At 37.7% G+C, this 18,485-nt stretch carries 14 protein-coding genes; 12 read left to right on the forward strand and 2 right to left on the reverse strand.

Annotated features, from left to right (window positions below; translation table 11 throughout):
* The first annotated feature begins 23 nt into the window (after positions 1 to 23).
* From SCB77_RS12985 to SCB77_RS13040, 12 genes are all read left to right on the forward strand, one after another.
* Entirely contained in the window at positions 24 to 836 is an 813-nt protein-coding gene (locus SCB77_RS12985) for a polysaccharide biosynthesis/export family protein (RefSeq protein ID WP_320182432.1), read from the forward strand.
* Between the two features lie 63 nt (positions 837 to 899).
* Positions 900 to 3,263 carry a GumC family protein gene (locus tag SCB77_RS12990; protein ID WP_320182433.1) on the forward strand — a complete coding sequence of 788 codons (2,364 nt, stop codon included), beginning with the start codon at positions 900 to 902 and terminating at the stop codon, positions 3,261 to 3,263.
* 170 nt (positions 3,264 to 3,433) lie between these two features.
* Positions 3,434 to 4,816, forward strand: coding sequence for an MATE family efflux transporter (locus SCB77_RS12995; protein WP_320182434.1), 1,383 nt, complete (start codon positions 3,434 to 3,436; stop codon positions 4,814 to 4,816).
* Positions 4,813 to 5,799, forward strand: a complete 987-nt coding sequence (locus tag SCB77_RS13000) for a nitroreductase family protein (protein ID WP_320182435.1) — start codon at positions 4,813 to 4,815, stop codon at positions 5,797 to 5,799. The genes SCB77_RS12995 and SCB77_RS13000 overlap by 4 nt, the downstream gene beginning before the upstream one ends.
* Positions 5,799 to 6,884 (forward strand): polysaccharide pyruvyl transferase family protein, encoded by a 1,086-nt coding sequence (locus SCB77_RS13005; protein ID WP_320182436.1) that lies wholly within the window; start codon positions 5,799 to 5,801, stop codon positions 6,882 to 6,884. The genes SCB77_RS13000 and SCB77_RS13005 overlap by 1 nt, the downstream gene beginning before the upstream one ends.
* Positions 6,885 to 6,891: 7 nt before the next feature.
* Positions 6,892 to 8,151, forward strand: a complete 1,260-nt coding sequence (locus tag SCB77_RS13010) for a hypothetical protein (RefSeq protein WP_320182437.1) — start codon at positions 6,892 to 6,894, stop codon at positions 8,149 to 8,151.
* Positions 8,138 to 9,256 (forward strand): glycosyltransferase family 4 protein, encoded by a 1,119-nt coding sequence (locus SCB77_RS13015; RefSeq protein WP_320182438.1) that lies wholly within the window; start codon positions 8,138 to 8,140, stop codon positions 9,254 to 9,256. Before SCB77_RS13010 ends, SCB77_RS13015 begins: the two co-directional genes overlap by 14 nt.
* Positions 9,249 to 10,382 (forward strand): polysaccharide pyruvyl transferase family protein, encoded by a 1,134-nt coding sequence (locus tag SCB77_RS13020; RefSeq protein WP_320182439.1) that lies wholly within the window; start codon positions 9,249 to 9,251, stop codon positions 10,380 to 10,382. The genes SCB77_RS13015 and SCB77_RS13020 overlap by 8 nt, the downstream gene beginning before the upstream one ends.
* 2 nt (positions 10,383 to 10,384) lie before the next feature.
* A complete protein-coding gene (locus tag SCB77_RS13025) occupies positions 10,385 to 11,272 on the forward strand; it encodes a glycosyltransferase family 2 protein (protein WP_320182440.1) in 888 nt (295 codons plus the stop codon).
* 11 nt (positions 11,273 to 11,283) lie between these two features.
* A complete protein-coding gene (locus tag SCB77_RS13030) occupies positions 11,284 to 12,354 on the forward strand; it encodes an acyltransferase family protein (RefSeq protein ID WP_320182441.1) in 1,071 nt (356 codons plus the stop codon).
* A gap of 10 nt (positions 12,355 to 12,364) precedes the next feature.
* Positions 12,365 to 13,123 carry a WecB/TagA/CpsF family glycosyltransferase gene (locus SCB77_RS13035; protein ID WP_320182442.1) on the forward strand — a complete coding sequence of 253 codons (759 nt, stop codon included), beginning with the start codon at positions 12,365 to 12,367 and terminating at the stop codon, positions 13,121 to 13,123.
* 51 nt (positions 13,124 to 13,174) lie between these two features.
* On the forward strand, positions 13,175 to 14,557 hold the full coding sequence (locus tag SCB77_RS13040; protein WP_320182443.1) for a nucleotide sugar dehydrogenase: 1,383 nt from the start codon (positions 13,175 to 13,177) through the stop codon (positions 14,555 to 14,557).
* 49 nt (positions 14,558 to 14,606) lie between these two features.
* On the opposite strand, the gene SCB77_RS13045 is transcribed toward SCB77_RS13040, so the two are convergent.
* Together SCB77_RS13045 and SCB77_RS13050 are read right to left on the reverse strand one after the other, a co-directional pair.
* Positions 14,607 to 16,163: a capsule assembly Wzi family protein gene (locus SCB77_RS13045; RefSeq protein WP_320182444.1), complete on the reverse strand. Its 1,557-nt coding sequence runs from the start codon at positions 16,161 to 16,163 to the stop codon at positions 14,607 to 14,609.
* 117 nt (positions 16,164 to 16,280) lie between these two features.
* Entirely contained in the window at positions 16,281 to 17,390 is a 1,110-nt protein-coding gene (locus SCB77_RS13050) for a glycoside hydrolase family 26 protein (protein ID WP_320182445.1), read from the reverse strand.
* Positions 17,391 to 18,485: the final 1,095 nt, after the last annotated feature.

Below are 18,485 nucleotides of genomic sequence, written 5' to 3' on the forward strand. Positions count from 1 at the left end.
ACTACAACTACAAGCAAAATAACATGAAAGACATGAACCCTAAACCACCACAAGTACGTATAACATGGCTTGCCCTATTAGCCTTGTTTTTTATGGCGAGCTGCGCCTCGGTAAAAAATACCGTTTATTTTAATGATTTACCAATCGACTCCGTTCGTGTTGTCAAAGAAGCCGCCGCGTTTACTGAGCCTGTTATACAGGCCGATGATATCTTAAGTATTACCATCCAAACGATTGATCCGACGACTTCTGCTGTTGCCAATCAATCTGTCGCTTTACAAGCCGTCGGAGCCAGTACTGCAAGTAATGTCGGGAATCAAGTGATCTCTGGTTTTTTAGTTGATAAAGATGGGTTTATTAATATGGCTTTGATAGGAAAAGTCGAAGTTAAAGGTTTAACTACCTATCAGGCGCGTGAACGTATTACGACCTTAGCTGCGCAGTATTACAAAAACCCGGCTGTGCAAGTACGATTTGCAAACTATAAAATCACTGTTTTAGGTGAAGTAATGCGTCCTGCTACCTATACTGTTCCTAATGAAAAAGTCTCTGTTTTAGATGCGTTAGGATTGGCTGGCGACTTAACGATTTATGGCCGACGTGAAAATGTACTCTTGGTTCGTGAACAGAATGGAGTTAAGGAGTTGGTACGTTTAAATCTAAACGATAGTCAAATTTTTCAGTCCCCTTACTTTTATTTAAAGCAAAATGACGTGCTGTATATAGAGCCAGGTAAAGCCAAGGCCGCGGCAAATAACGCTGCGAGAACGCAAACTTTTGCAATAATTGGTTCGATCGTCTCTGTATTGATCATTGCGTTAACTAGAATCAGGTAGTTCAAATTTTATTGATTTTTACACTATAAACATGATCCCTTATTCATGTATTATTAAAGTCGTATGAGTAGAGAAAAAATTGATTGGGAAGAGCTGACAGCTTTTGAAGATAAAAATGCAGACAATAAAGACTTGATTCGTTTTGTCGGTCGTGTTTTGCATAATTGGTATTGGTTTGTTTTATGCGGTATTGTTGGATTAGCATTAGCGTTTCTATATTTACGTTACACAGTGCCAACATATAATATTCACGCAAAATTATTGGTCTCAGACGATAAGAAGGGAGGTCTTTTAGGAGAAAATGCCCTCGCAGATTTGTCCGGCTTGATGGGTACTAAAAGTTCCGTTGATAATGAAGTTGAGGTTTTGAAAACTTCAGATTTAATGAGACAGATGGTTTTGGCTGAAAACGCTTATATTGCCTATTTTAGAGCCGGCAGCGTACGCGATAATCCGACTTTTAGGAGTCCTTATCTGATTAGGCTTTTGAGTTCACCAGATTCTATCATTTCGCCTATTGCATATAAAATAAAAAAAGTTGCAGATGATGAACTCGAATTCTTTAGTTCTGACACAACGTTCAAAGTAAAATTGGGTAAGGCGTTCGACGTCGCAGGTGTGGGACGCTTAACTGCTGAAGTTGTCGATGGAGTAGTTGTCGATGACACATATGGATTTTCTATCACACCCCTGCGGAAATTAGTAGATAGTTACTCAAATTCTTTAACCGTTGAGGTTACGAATAAAAATGTTTCTACAATTGATCTAACATTGGTCAACGAACTTCCTAAACGAGGCGAGCAGTTATTGGCTACCCTAATAGATAAATATGTAGAGCTAAATCTTCACGACAAAAATGTAATTGCAGACTCGACACTTTCTTTTATTAATGCTCGGTTGACAGAAATTACAGAAGAGCTAGCTGGCGTTGAGGACCGGATATCGGGATATAAAAGAAGTACTCAACTTTCAGATATATCCGAGCAGAGTAAGTTGTTACTTCAAAATTCGGCTGATTACACAAAATCGCTCGCAGAGATTGAAACGCAGATGTCAGTTTTGCAAGCGATCATGGATAACTTGAAAGATAAAAATAATCCGCGAGTAGTTCCTTCGTCCATGGCTTCACAAGACCCTTCCTTTGCAGGCTTGATTTCAAATTATAATGAGCTGGTTTTGCAACGTGAGCGGCTCCTTTTAGCAAATACTAACGACAATCCACTGGTACAAAATGTGAACTCACAGATTGCGAATCTCCGAGAGGATATGGTTAGTAGCGTTGAAGCATCGAAGCGTAATTTAGAGTTTGCTAAATCAAAGCAAATACAGATGTCTGGACAAATTACTTCCCAAATTCAACGAGTACCCACAATTGAACGTGGATATATTGATTTGGCTAGGTTGCAGCAAATAAAGCAGGCACAATATATCTTCTTACAGGAGAAATGGGAGGAGACGGCCATTGGTAGAACAGCCAACGTCTCTAATTCCAAGGTGATCGATTCTCCAAAAGCAGAGGAGTTTCCATTTTCTCCCAAGAAGAAAGTCATATATGCATTAGGCTTGATTTTAGGTTTAATCGTGCCATTGGGAACCTTTTATCTTAAAGATTTATTGAATGTAAGAATTAACTCCTTGGATGATGTTCAGGCTAAAACACCTCTGCCAGTTTTAGGTGCTATTGCGCATTCTGTTGACCAAGATCAAGTAGTGGTAACTAAGACGTCTCGTTCGCCGATAGCAGAGCAATTTCGAGCTTTAAGAACGAATTTGGAGTTTGCATTGAATGGTGGAAAGACAATTTTATTTACCTCTTCTATGTCTGGCGAGGGCAAATCGTACGTCGCACTAAATCTAGCGGTCTCTCTAGCATTATTGGATAAGAAAGTGATCTTAATGGAACTTGATCTGAGAAAGCCATCTATTACTTCAAAATTAGGTCTTCCTGCTGGCAAAGGGTTTTCTCACTACGTGGTTCGTCCTGATATGCGTATTGACGAGATAATCATGCCATCTGGTGCTCATGAGAACGTCGATTTGATTCAAGCAGGAGCCATTCCGCCAAACCCAGCAGAGTTACTTGTACAGCCAAGAACACAGGAGCTTATGAAAAAGCTTTTGGAGACGTACGACTATATTATAATGGATGCTCCTCCGGTAGGAGTTGTTACTGATGCTCAATTATTGAATCGATATTCAGATTTATGCCTGTATTTAGTGCGTCAAGGCTATACTTACAAGGAGCAGTTAGTTATTCCAAATGATTTACAACTGAAAGGTAGGATAAATCCCATTCAGCTTATAGTCAATGATGTGCAAGCTAAAGGTGGTTACTATAATAACTATGGTTACGGCTATGGATATGGCTACGGTTATGGTGATTATGGACAAGAGACTAAGAAGAAGTGGTGGAAATTTTGGCGATAATAGAAAATTAAATGAAAAGTCATACTAAGAGAATCATTTCTAACACGTTCTTTCTTTACGGAAAGCTAATATTCTCCGCTGTCTTGACTCTGTATTCTACTAGAGTCTTACTTTCAGGCTTGGGAATAGAAGACTTCGGGATATACAATCTTATAGCCGGCGTTGTTATCATGTTGACGTTTCTAAATGGAGCTATGATTATAACCACACAGCGTTACCTCTCGTTTTATTTGGGAGCTGGGGACACAACGGTATTAAACAAGATTTTTAATACAAGTGTTTTTATCCATTTTATTATAAGTGTATTTATCGTTGTAGTGCTGGAATTACTGAGTTTATTTTTGTTTGACGGATTTTTAAATATCCCATCTAGTAAGAACGTTGATGCTTCATGGTGTTTCCATCTCATGGTAGCCAGTACATTTTTTACTATAAATGCCGTGCCTTACGATTCTTTGATTAATGCGAAAGAAGATATGCTGTTCGATTCAATAAATGGATTAGTCGAGACCTTTTTGAAATTTTTAGCCGCTTGTTCTATCTCTTATTTTTCGAATAATAGATTAATTGTTTACAGTTTGTTGATCGTTGGAATTACTATACTCGTGCGAATTAGTAAATCGGTTTGGTGCAAGATTAAGTATAAGGAGTCGGGAGTCAGCGTTGTCTTTTTGAAAGAGAGATTTTTATTTAAAGAGATGCTATCCTACGCCAGTTGGAATCTTTTTGGGTCACTTTGTTATGTGGCATCAAGTCAGGGGATAGCTGTTGTGTTAAATAGATTCTTAGGAGTTGGAATAAACGGGACTTATGCTATTGCTCAACAAATGAACTCGCAGTTACAATCATTCTCAGTAATCATCGGGAAAGCGCTCAATCCGCAAATTGTTAAAAGTGAGGGTGCCAAAGATCGAAATAGGATGATAAAACTCGCACTACTATCATCAAAAAGTTCTGCAATTCTGTTGCTGTTTATTATTATTCCTTTGATTGCTGAAATAAATGGGATATTAAATATTTGGCTTAAAACAGTTCCACCTCAAACGGCTGCGTTTTGTACAATTATCCTGATAAATGCGTTAGTGAACCAGATGTCAACAGGATTGAAGGCATCTGTTCAAGCTACTGGACAAGTTAAACTCTATCAGTCCGTTGTTGGTACTACGATAATGTTAATAGTACCGCTAGCGTATATACTCTTGAGTATGGGGTATTCAGCGTTTCATATCTTAATATGTATGACCATGATTGAGCTATTTTCCCTGGTTCTTCGCGTGATTATCTGCAACAAGAAAGTTGGAATTAGTTACGGCTTATTTTTGAATGAAGTTTTTTTTCGAGTTGTTCTGGTCGCTATACCACCAATAGTTAGCATTTACCTCTTCACTCAAAATATATTATTTACCGATTATCGGATTCTATATACAGCTTTTATAAATGGAATAGTACTTATAGTTTCGATCATGGTCTTTGGACTAAAAAAAGAGGAGCGTGACTTTATGATGTCGATGTTGAAAGGGAATAGATTAAAAAAAATTAAGGTAAGCATATGAATCAAGTGAAAAATTTATTAGGGAAAGGTGTACTTGTATATCTAAGAGTTCTTAGAATTTACTTTTACGACCTTTCTAGATTTTATCGTCACTCTAATGTGAAGCAATTATTTGTTAGTGAAGATGCCTTTAAAGGGCGTATAACGATTCTATATCATGTCATTGAAAAGGGCTTAACGATGCCCGAGACTCGTCTGGGCTTTGGAATTCCTGTGGTGAATGACTTGATGGATTTGCTGATTGTTTATTCAAAGGAAGGAAAAGACGTAAATATACTAGAATTTAAGCATAGTGCCGCTGTACTGGAAGAGTATTTTTCTTTCCATCAAGAACGGGGTTTTGATTTGCCTAAGGATTTGATAGATAAGTATTTGGATTACCGTAAGGTTGTTAAAAGTGAAATTCCCGCGCGTCAATTAAAATTTACTCGCGATCAATATTTTAAGTCGAAAAATGAGCCATTTGAGCAGTTTGCCTTATCCCGTTACTCTTGTCGCAATTATTCTCAGGAAGAAATTCCGAACGATATATTGGAGAAATGCGTGAAGTTAGCGATGAAATCTCCTACATCTTGCAATAGACAGCTTAATCGAATTTATGTGGTTAAAAACAAAGAAACGAGAGATGAAGTTTTAAAGTTGCAATATGGTAATCGAGGATTTGGTCATCTTGCTAGCACGCTTTTTATTTTAACAGCCAATATTTCTTATTTCCAAGGTGTAAATGATCGGAACGAGTCTTATATTAATACAGGAATGTTTGCGATGTCACTCCTTAATGCCTTACACCATTATGAAATTGGGGCATGTCCTTTAAACTGGAGTGTCGATCATAAAAGGGATCAAGCATTAAGAGAGCTCCTTGGTATTCCCGATAATGAAAGAATTGGGTTAGTCATTTCTTGTGGATTTCTACCGGACCATTTTGAAATAGCCTCATCGCCGCGTTTAGAAGTTAATAACATAGCAAAATTTTTTAATTAATGAAGATAGGAATAGTTACTTTTCATAATGTGTACAATTATGGGGGTATGCTTCAGGCATATGCGCTTTGTCAGTTTTTAAATCGTGATGGCAATAACTGCGTTTGTATTGATTACAGACAACCTGCCTTGACGGCGAAATATAGTCATCGTTTTTGGGATGTTAGAAAATCCATTATACAGAATGTCAAGCACTTAGTAGCTTATTATCTTTTAAAAAGAGATTTTCATAAAGAAAAAGTTTTTAACGGCTTTCTGAAGTCCCACATACCGCTAAGTTCTGAGGTGAATTCGTTGGGCGAATTTGCGAATATATCCAAGGATTTCGATATTCTTGTCAGTGGAAGTGATCAACTCTGGAATCCGATTTTTACGGGAGGAGCATTAGATCCAGTATATTTTTTAGAAACATCAGAAAAGGCGAGAAAATTTGCATACGCGTCTAGTGCGGGTGCTTATCAATATAAAGATGCTGAGCTCAATCAAATTAAATCTTATTTGTTAAATTACGAGCGAATTGCTGTAAGAGAGGAGTTTTTAAAGGATCAGCTTGATTCTGTACATAATGATGTGTCTGTAGTGATTGACCCGACTTTGTTACTTAACAGAGATCGTTGGAGTGAAATAAGGCAGCCGATAGACGGTCTACCCGCTAAATATGTTTTACTTTATACATTTGATAACAATTTAGATTCCATTAAAATCGCTAAGAAAGTTAGTTTATCTTTGGGGATTCCTGTTGTCTCACTATTCCGTGTTAAGTCAGATGTAAAAGTCGACTATACCTTGGATAGCCTAAGCCCTCAGCAATTTATAGAGTTAGTAAATAACGCTGATTTTGTAGTGACAAATTCATTCCATGGAACTGCCTTCGCCGTGAATTTTAGTAAAGATTTTTTTAGCATTTATAAGAAATCCAATCCGCATAGAGTTATCAATTTACTCAAGCGCTTGGGCCTGACTGACAGAGTTGTAAAAGGGGTAGATGAGCTTCCGAATTCCGAAAAATGGTCAATCGACTATGGGCTAGCACAAAAAGCTTTAGAAGAGCAAAGGGAATTTGCTTCAGTTTTCTTAAAATTTTAGTAATACGATGGACTTATTCAAGCTCGAAAATAGATTAAGTAAAAAGGGTGTCTTCATCCTCCTTTTTTGTATGCTTTTTTTTCGACTTTTTAGGCCTTTAGGATTTACGGACGATGTGTGGAAGGTGTTTTTTTACCCGACATTATTGTATTTAGCGATTGTTGTATCTGCGGGATTTTTTAAAGGAAATTATCGGGATTATTTTTCAAATCCATTGAGGTTCGTTTTGGTTTCGATAGTCCTTTCGTCCATTGTATGTATGATGACATGGGGACAGAATATTTTTGATACGTTGCTATCTTCGTTTTCGTTCTTCTCTTTTATAATCTATTTTTATTTAATAAAAGAAAATATCAAACTTAAAGAAGTGGAGAATGTGATGTGGTGGTTTCTATTGATATTCTTAATATGCTTTTACGTTGCACTAGCCGTAGCGCCTTTTCGGCTGTTTTTAGGTTATGGCGAAATAGGAAAGGAATTGGATGACGCACGGGGAATGTCTAGAATTCGACTTACTTTTATCGGCGGAGGCCCACTTTATTTAGCCTATTTTTTGAGTATATCGAAATTCAAAACTTCAAGTAGAAAATGGAAATGGTTTACTATAATCAGTGTGTTGTTTTTAACTATAGTTTTACAACTTGGTAGGCAGGCCATATTATTTAGTGCTGTTTTTGGGATACTACTTTACCTCCGTGGCACCTCCTTTGCTAAAAAGTTACTCGCTTTGGTTTTAGTGATTTCAAGCATATATCTGTTGCCAATATTGGCGGGTAGTGTGTTCGAGGGGTTAAAAGAGCGGACTGAGCAAGAACTAGATTCTCAAGAAGATGGCGAGGATAACGTTAGAATTGCGGCCTATAAATTTTATTTTTCTGATGTGTCTCGTAACATTTTAAACGATTTATTTGGTAACGGTTTTTTTTCATTGGGCAAATCCAAATATGCTGATTACGTTGATAAATATGGCAGAAGTCAAGGTTTAATTCCGGCAGACGTGGGTTATGCCTCGATTTATCTTTATTATGGAGTATTTGGTTTGGCGATCTTCGGACTAATCTTGATAAGAGTCTTTCGACTAAAGGTTTATGATGATTACTACTACGCTAAATATTATATTTATTTTTTGTATTGTGGAAATATAGCTGGCAGTACTCTCTTAGGAACCATCCCAACATTCTGTATTGCATTATACATTCTTAGTAAGGGAAATCTTCTTTATAATTTCAAAAAAACAAATAAGTCGATAAGATATGCAGAAAACTAAGATAATCCATGTCGTTCATGATTTTCTTTTCGGTGGTATAGAGAGCTATCTCTATTACCTTGTTCAAGCCCAGAAATACAATGACCAACTTGAAATTGCGATCTTATGTTGTCAAGATGAGAATAGCGTTGCAAACCCAAGATTAAAAAGTGTCGGTGTAAAGATCTACTACTTGCCGATAAAGCCATTTGATCTTAACGTCGAAAAATATAGAAAGGTTATGCAAATAGTCTCAAAGTATGATTTTGCACAGCTTCATATCTATAAGCCTTTGTTGTTGGAAGCTTTATATCGATCGAAGACCGCTGTTATTTTTACAGTGCATACAGCGGGTGCGGTTAGGAGGGAACAATCCTTTTACGGTAAAAGTAAGGTCGCTTTTCAAGTTAAGCAACTAAACCGCTGTTGTAAGGGCGTTGTGAATAATTCTAATTATTCACAACAATATTGGCTAGAAAAAGGGGTGAAGAAAGAAAATAATGCCGTTATCTACAACGGCGTTGGTTTCAATGATAGTTTTGATAAAGATTTTGCAGGAAACATGTTTCCCGAGATCGTTGGAAATGGTTTTATTGTCGGAACTACCTCTCGCTTTATAGGTTGGAAGCGAGTGGATTTTCTCATCCAAGGCTTCGCCAAGTTTCTTAGCAAATATACCGATGCAAAACTATTGCTAGTCGGTGATGGTTCAGAAATGGATAGCTTAAAATCTCTAGTGAGCAATTTAGGAATAGATGATTCCGTAATCTTTACCGGTTTTCAGAAACAAGTCACTTCTTTTCAATCGGTAATGGATGTCTGTGTTTTTCCGTCCGTTTCTGAACCATTTGGATTAGTAGCAATAGAGTGTATGCATTTAGGTAAACCAGTTGTTGTTATGGATGATGGCGGCGGATTACGAGAATTGGTCGAACAAGTTGAACCGGATCTGATCGTACGTGATGTGGATGCAATGGCAGACAAGCTTTATGAATTGGCGAAAAAGATGCGTGTCGGAAATGATGGGGGCATAGAATCACGGATATCATTTGCTGAGCAGTTTAATATTTTTGAAATCGAGCGTAAGTATTTAAGCTACTACAAATCTTTAGAATTACATGATTAACATTTTATATTACAAGGGGTATACACAATATCATAATATTGGCGATCAGTTGATAAACAAGAGCTTACTTGATCACTTCCGTAGACACGCGGATGTCTTAATTAGCGATGACAAGATGCCCGAGTTCTATTTGGAATCTTTGGGTGCTAGTAAAGCGGAGTGTGTAACGCAATTGAATCAAGGCTTTCATAAAGCTTTGATTATTGACTCTATTAAATCATGTTTTGATAATAATCGTAAAGTCTATTTTTTAGCTTCCCCTCCAGGACATCAATTTGAAAACTCGTTTGTAACGGGGTGTAAATATATAATCTCTGGCTTCTTTTACTTATTCCTTTACCTATTGGGAGTGCGTATAATAAAAATAGGTTTTTCAATTGGCCCACTCAGTAGAATGGGGAAGATTGGTGAGTGGTTTCGAGCGCTTTTTATAAAGAATTATTATGTTCGTGATTCTATATCATTGGATTTTGTGCATAGCATTGGTATAAAAAAGGCTAGTATATTTCCTGATCTATGTTGGAGCTATACGCCAAAACTTAATCAAAAAGTTGATAGTGAAAATGTTCTTATAGACAAACGAAGAAAAATAATTTTATCATTTCGTAGCGCTGTTCATGGAGAGGTTAAGAGTGATAGCTATTCGCAATCTTTATTAAAATTGTTGGAAGTGCTTATAGAGAAGTTTGAAGAAGATTTCGTTTTTGAAATTGCTTATCAAGTGGCATCAGACTTTGAGTTCAGCGAGCAACTGTATAAGCATTTTGAAGGAAGAAATGTAGTACATTTTAACAAACAGCAGATTGACTTGTCGAACGCAAGCTATTACTATTCGGGCGACTATGTGCTTACAAACCGATTACATGTGGCACTACTAGCTTATAAATTTAACTGTTTGCCTGCTATCGTAACTGATATGCAGCAACACGCCAAAATAAATGGAATTTTTTCGGATGCAGGGATTGGAGAATTACTAATAGATACTAATCAGCTTACCGAATTAGCTTTATCACAAATCGAGCAGGTTCTACATTCGAAAATCTCTATTATGGATAAATTTACCAATGTCGAACAATCGTATCGTAAATCTTCCGACGAGGTTATGAAATATATTTTTTCTGTATAATTATGATGTACTCCATTATTATTCCACACAAAAATTCTGCGGTTTTAGTACACCGTTTACTGCAATCAATTCCCAAACGAAGCGATTTGGAAGTTATTGTAATAGATGATACTAGTGATAGTTCGGAAATACAAAAATTAGAGGAAATTCGCAACGACTATTACTTTGATTTTTACCATAATAGGGGGAAGAAAGGTGCTGGTGCGAGTCGTAATGTAGGGCTTAGTCACGCTCGAGGTAAATATGTTATATTTGCCGATTCAGATGATTTCTTTTGCAAAGATTTTGGAAATGAGTTAGATATTGTTTCTCAAAAGGATGTGGACTTGATTTTCTACAATGTACATTCTGCAGATTCAGAAACATATGAAGAAAGTCACAGACATTTTTTCTTTAACGATCTAGTACGTAGCTATTTAGCCGATGGTAAAAAAGATATTTTGTACAAATATTCTGTTCCTTGGGGCAAGATTTATCGACGAGGCTTCCTAGAAACTTATAATATAAAATTCGCCGAGGTTATTGCCGGTAACGATATGTGGTTTTCATGCTGCTGTGGTGTATTTGTCAATTCTTTTGAGGTTTCACAAACCGTATTGTATACGGTCACGGTTAGGGAGGGAAGTATAGTGAACACCATTAGACCTGAATATTTCTTATCGAGATTCGATGAGACAATACGCGTTAACAATATGTTAAGGGCGAATAAATTGGCTCCCTATCAGTATTCGGTGCTGTATTTTTTGGCAAATGCGAAAAAATTCGGTGCTACAGGGTATGTCGTTAAGCAAATTTTAAAAAATCGAAGTAATGTACTCATTGGACTCGAAAAAGTTCTTAGCTATAAGAAAGTACTGGTAGACCGAGAGAATAGACGCAAAAGCAATTAATCTATATAATTATGATTTTGGATAATAGAAATATAAAACAACTGGACGGCATTAGAGGCTTGTCAATTTTGATTGTCTTTTTTTCACATTTAGGTTTGGGACATCTTGTGCCTGGAGGTTTCGGAGTTACTGTTTTCTTCTTTATAAGTGGATTTCTAATATCTAAACTTCTTATTTATGAGTTTGAACAATCGAAAACATTAAACTTTAAGAATTTTTACATTAGAAGGGCTTTTAGATTATATCCGGCTTTGCTCTTTTTTTCTTCGTTAGTTATTCTGCTATTAATTTTTCATGATGTACGTTTGATACCTTCGCAGATTGTAGCAGCACTTATGTACTTTGAAAACTATTATTACGTATATTTTATTAATTATCAAGAGCAACATCAATTATACAGCATTTTTAAAATATTGTGGTCCCTGTCGATAGAAGAGCATTACTATTTGTTTTACCCACTTTTTTTGTTTCTTACTTATTCTCGTGTTAGACTACATTTGGTTTTGACAGTTCTATTTTTAATTATTCCTCTTTTATTCCGCCTATATTATGTGGAAATATTAGTGGATCCGAAGCTATATGAGAAATATAATTATTCTTTGACGCACACACGGATAGACTCAATATTGTATGGCTCATTGTTGGCATACCTACTTTTCAAAGATAGTCGAGGGGAAAAAATTTTAGAATTTCTGCAAAAGAAATGGTTGTTAGTCTTGTCGTTAGCAGTCTTATTGTTCACCTTTGTTTATAGAGAGGATAGCTTCAGAGAGACGTATAGATATACCTTGCAAGGTATATTTTTAACGCCCGTAATTGTTTTTGCTGTTTATGGTGATCAGTCGCTACTAAATAAGCTGTTTTTTACGAATAAAGTATTTGTCTATATCGGGAAATTGAGCTATTCTATCTATCTTTTTCATTGGTTAGCTATTCCTCTAGCGACGCTGTATTTCACAAAATTTGGTTTGCAATGGCAGCTTTTTGTTCTCGCCGTAACAATTTCTCTTTCTCTATTTTCATACTATAGGGTTGAGATGCCTTTTGTGAAGCTCCGGAAGAAATTTGGCTCAAATGTTTAACAAAGTGTATATGCAGGATAAGATCAAAATATTTAATGCCGAAATTCTAAATGTAGATATGGAAGAATTGTTAAATAAACTCGATCGAGGCGTACTTATCACTCCGAATGTGGACCATCTTATGAAGCTACAAAAGGATGAAGAATTTTACAATCTCTACAAGCAAACAGAATGGTTAATATGTGATAGTAAAATTGTACAGCTAGGATTAAAATTTTTAGGAAAACCTGTCAAAGAAGTTATTCCAGGTTCTTCATTTTTCCCAGCATACTACATGCATCACAAAAGCAATAAGGAGGTAAACATCTTCTTACTAGGGGCAGCAGAGGGTGTCGCGGAGAAAGCTTCCCAAAAAATTAATTCGAAAGTGGGACGACCAATTATTGTTGATTATCAGTCGCCATCATTTGGCTTTGAAAAAGATGAGGTGGAATGCCAAGCTATTGTTCGTCGGATAAATGAATCTAATGCTACGGTTTTAGTTGTTGGCGTGGGGGCTCCGAAGCAAGAAAAGTGGATTTTTAAGTATAAAGACCAAATGCCTAACATCCGACTGTTTATGGCCCTAGGCGCTACGATTGATTTCGAAGCGGGCAATATAACACGCGCGCCTCGTTGGATGCAGCGTTTGTCGCTCGAGTGGCTCTATCGTATGAGTAAAGAGCCAAAAAGACTTTGGAAAAGATATATGGTTGATGATTTACCATTTTTTGGACTAATTTTAAGGGAGAAATTGAATAGGTACAGTGATCCATTTGCAAAGTCCTAGGACGAAATTGTGATTAAGCTAAGTTTGAAAACGTAATTGACGTATCAAAACATGAAACATATAAAAAAAATTACTTGTATAGGAGCAGGGTATGTAGGAGGACCTACTATGTCCGTTATCGCTCAAAAGAATCTCAGCGTTGAAGTGACGGTTGTAGACTTAAATCAGGCGCGTATCGCAGCTTGGAATGATGAAGATTTAGATAATCTGCCGGTTTACGAACCCGGGCTGGATGAAGTTGTTAAGGAAGCGCGCGGTCGAAACCTGTTCTTCTCGACAGATGTGGATAAAGCTATCCAAGAGGCGGACATGATTTTTATTTCCGTGAATACACCGACGAAAACTTATGGAAAGGGTAAGGGACAGGCTGCCGATTTGAAGTTTATAGAACTTTGTGCACGCCAAATTGCAGCAGTAGCCACATCTGATAAGATCGTTGTAGAGAAGTCTACTTTGCCTGTGCGTACGGCAGAGGCATTGAAGAGTATTTTAGATAATACAGGCAATGGTGTCAACTTCCATATACTTTCCAATCCCGAGTTTTTGGCAGAGGGCACAGCGGTGACCGATCTGCACAACCCTGATCGGGTATTAATTGGTGGAGAAGATGCCGACGCTATTGAAGCTCTGGTGAAAGTTTACGAAGCTTGGGTGCCTCGTGAGCGTATATTAACGACGAATCTGTGGTCATCCGAATTGTCCAAATTAGTAGCCAATGCTTTCTTGGCACAGCGTGTATCGTCAATTAACGCCATTTCCGAGCTTTGTGAGGTGACAGGAGCAAACGTAGACGAAGTATCTCGCGCTATAGGCCAAGATACCCGTATTGGTTCTAAATTTTTGAAAGCTTCTGTAGGCTTTGGTGGTTCTTGTTTCCAAAAGGATATCCTTAACCTCGTGTATATAGCACGTTCCTATAACCTATATGAAGTCGCCGAATACTGGGAGCAAGTGATCTTATTGAATGATCATCAGAAAACTCGTTTTGCAGAGAAGATCATCCAGACCATGTACAATACCGTAAATGGGAAAAGTATCGCGTTTTTGGGTTGGGCCTTTAAAAAAGATACGAATGATACGCGAGAATCGGCAGCAATTTATGTAGCAGACCATTTACTAGATGAAGAAGCCAATGTAATTGTATATGATCCAAAAGTAACGGCGGAACAGATATACAAAGACCTAGATTATTTGGGGACGCGATCTCCTGAGGATAACCGTCGTTTGGTTAGAATAGTGAACGATCCTTATGAAGCTTTGAATGGAGCGCATGCAGTAGCGGTGTTGACCGAATGGGACGAATTTAAAACTTACGACTGGGAAAAGATAAAAGAAGGCATGAAGCGTCCGTCTTTTGTTTTCGATGGTAGAAAGCTTTTAGATCGCGCTTTACTCGAGCAAGCGGGATTTGATTATTACGCAATTGGCGAATAAAGTAAATGATGTTATTGAGAACGTTTTAAAGAGAGCACCCGGGCTCTTTTTAAAACGTTCTTCTTATGTTAACCAATAATCCGGCTCCGTTGTATAGAAGTCTTCCATGATCAACTGCGAACGAACCTCCTACGAATGTGTTTTGTAATAATTTCTTTTCGGCTTGTATAATAAAAGAAAGCTGGTTTACCGGCTGGAACCTTTCTGTATGTGGTGTATGGAAGGTTCTACCAGTTGATTTGCCAAATTCACTAGTTGCATAAGTTCCAAAATGGCGAGATAATGTTGCTTTCGTGGCTACATTCCAACCGTAGAGGTAACCTTTTGCTCCGAGATGTCCAGATATAACGCGGTTACTAATAAAAAAGTCGTTTGGTGAATGTGCTTGATTTGGTTTAACGCTCTTGGCCGTAACAATAAGCGGAGTTCCAATGCCGACGCCATTATAGGACCATCCTTCGTAATACTCCGAGTTATTGTAGTAGTCTTCATCTCCCGACGCTGTAGGCTTTGACCAAGGGTATCCTGCTTGATCTTTCGAATAAAAGAACTCAACTAAAATTTTGTTCCAATCGAACGATTTGTTTGTTTTTTTGAAATTATTATTTGTTAATGTTAGGCCATTTAATCCATCTCTTATATTCGCAAGCTTTGATAGTGCTCCTACGTCATAAAACGTTTGTCTGTAGAGCATTATACTCACGTCACCTAGGTTATATGAGGCTCCTAGATCTATTGAACCCTGGTGATTGCCAATCTTTGAGCGCGGAATGGGGTTTCCTCTAGCTCCATATGCCTTACCAAGTGTGACATATGTCAGCGTTTGTAGGAAATTGAGATCGAAGGCTGTACCGTAACGTTCTGATTCCCCTCCCCATTGAGCTTGATGGTTAAATCCGCCATATAGTTGCAATGGACCCATATGTCTTCCTAGTCTGACATAAAGTGATTTTTGGTGCAAGTAGGTCTGTAGTCTATAATCAGTATTCTTAACTAAAAACGCGTTAGGGTTCATATCATATGCCCCCATGTAACCATTAGCAAAATTTCCTTTAAAGGAGATCAAGCCCCCAAACCAAGGCAGTCTATAGTATTCCGGGATACTAATTTCAAACTTAGGTACGCCAAGTGCATTACCGGATACCGCGAAGTTACCCGAAGTAAGTAGCGTATCCCCATTAAGGCCCATCACATCCTTGCTGCGACCCAGACGAGCTTCAAACATAGCAAAGCGGACTTTCACATGCGCATCGATCAGCTGTCCTTGAAACTCTTTACCAATATTGGCGCGTCCTTCGAGACCATAACCCCAGTCCCAGTTGGTTCCGCCATTGGCAGCCTTACCCTGCCACTCGCCCTGCACCTTATAGTTTTGATAGGCACGGGCAATCATACTTCCGGAAGCACCTTCCAAAGGAATCGATCCATATTGATTGGAGCGCATCCAAAAGGGGACAGCCTTCGAACTGATATAACCACCTTGCAAGTCTAAGGAGATTCCTTTTCGGGGAACACTGTCCACAAGATCTACTTGTGCCTGTGTTTTTGAGATAGATAAGCATAGACAGCAGGACGCCATCAGCGTATAAAAAGTATGTCTTTTCATGGTTGATTTTGTACCCTAAAGATATAAAAATTATGCCATAAATTTTGGATCATATTGATATTTTGGAGAACGTAGAGACCTTCTATAAGCCTTCTAGTCGACAAGCAAGTGGGTATTCTAGCTAAATAATTTAAGCTTTAAAACTTCTTTTTGTAACAGCAGCTTATTCTCCTTGACCATAACCTTAAAATCCTCCTTATTTTGGTCCCTTTGTGAGGTTGTGTAGTAGTTTTTTTTTGAGTTAGCCCAAAAACAAAAGTATATAAGGTCTTTCGGAAAGAAATTGATGCACCTAGATGTAAAGTAATTTTGATCCTGATAGTTTTTTTTACCTCCTTCGGCTATCAGGTAGCCTTTGTTTTGCCTCTTTGAACAAGCCCTTAAAACGTCCAATGATTTGGTGAGTAGGCTCTTAAATTTGTCTATACTGTAATTTTCGTAATCATAAAAATCTATTGAGCAAAAGTCTACATACTGATCTCCAGGATAACGTTTCATGTATTCTGCCTCCGTTCTAACCTTGTCAGTATTATAGATCCAAAGCAAATTATCTACCATTTTAGTTTTTGTTAAGTATTCGTGTGTAAACTGGAATAACTTAATGTACTCTTCATCAGTACACTGACCATTTCCCCACCAGAACCAGTTCCCTGAGCATTCGTGGAAAGGTCTAAATAAAATAGGTATTACTTCGCCGGTTTCATCGACAAGTTTACCAAAAAACTCTGCTAATATGTCTAACCATGAGATATATGTTTGCTGGACAGTTTCATCCGATAGTATCTGCCCAACGGTATTTTGTATGTTTTTGACTTTACCATTAAGTGCTCTGTTCTTCTGGTCATATTGAACGTCCGTAGGATTACGGGTGTGCCAAGATAGTGATACAGGAATGCCAAGTTTTCGACAGTATTGAATTGATTTTATCAACTTATCGACAGATCCATCTAGCCATACATTCCCTTTTTTTCTTTCGATCCATCCGAGATCATAAGCTACAAGTCCAGGAAACTGTCCTGTTACCTCTTTGATGTCCGAATCCGTAATTTCAATTTGGCCATTTCTTGAAAGCGTATTTGTGCTTTGATGCCCAAGAATAACTTGTGAGCTTTGGCCTATTTTATTCAAGTTGTGAAATAATCGTCTAGTACTGTTGTTCACATATGAATTCGAGGGGTATTTCCACGACTCAATAGGGGCTTCGTCAAAAAGGTTATTATTCTTCATCTTGTTTAGTGTTGATTAAGTTCTAAATTATAACGACTAGTGTTGTTTTTTGTTATAATCAATTTGGAATTCTGTATACTTAGAATTAGTAATCGTACTGTTAATAAAGGAGACGCGATATATTTTTAATCGGTGATGGATCGCCCTCATTACAAAATACTAATTAATCGATGATAGGAATAAATAGAGTGTTACAGGATAGATCTTCACATGTCAACCTGAGTCAGAACATGTAAGTATTTTCCGCAATCCTACCACTCTTTTCGCCTATTCTCCTTTGCAAAATACCTGTTTGCGATTAAATAAATGCGCGATGCCAAAATTTTAGGCAAACTGGTACGCGCTTTGAAAGTAATCTTGTAAATAAGCAAAACTAAAAAACGTAAAATAAAACCGATATGGAAAATATAGCATTAAACGCCGCAAAATTAGGATTGGAACAAGGGTACTACCGTTTGTTAATGGCTATCTTAGAGGAGCCTTCCGAGCAGGAGGAAGGAACAGCCGCCAATTAATCCGCACACTATACATATACACATATATTTAATCCCGAAGAGCAAAGTATTTTTTATTTTGCTCTTTTTTGTTTAGTACTTAGTAGTGAGTAATGCGATAAGGCTAGCGGTAAATTTTAAGATTACCGCTATCACCTCATCACTATCCCCCCCTCAACCCCTTCCGCCGTTCGCCACGGCAGGGCAGCACTTTTGAAGGCCAAAAGTGCTCAAAAGCCTTTGTCTCCTTCAGGTGCTTTATCGCACAGGTCCCGTCCACACAAAGCAACATGTTTGGCAAAGCTGAAATAACGTCGAAATCGCTTTGGATGCGATTCCGACATAATTTCTAGGCTTTGTCCATCCCTCGATTCCCCCAAACATGTTCTTTGTTTCCCAGCACTTGGAAGGAGACTGGAAAAGTGACGTTAAACGGTTACCGTATGATGTCGCTTTTTGATCGCTATTTTAATAGTACTTAGTACAGAGTATGTAGATAAAGATCATGGTAAATTATAAGATTACCGCTATCAGCTCGTCACCTCTTCACTTTGTCACCTTATCACCAAGTCGTAAACTATACAATTACCGCTCCTGCCTT

Origin of the sequence: Sphingobacterium bambusae (genome assembly GCF_033955345.1) — a bacterium.
Classification (GTDB): Bacteria; Bacteroidota; Bacteroidia; order Sphingobacteriales; family Sphingobacteriaceae; genus Sphingobacterium; species Sphingobacterium bambusae.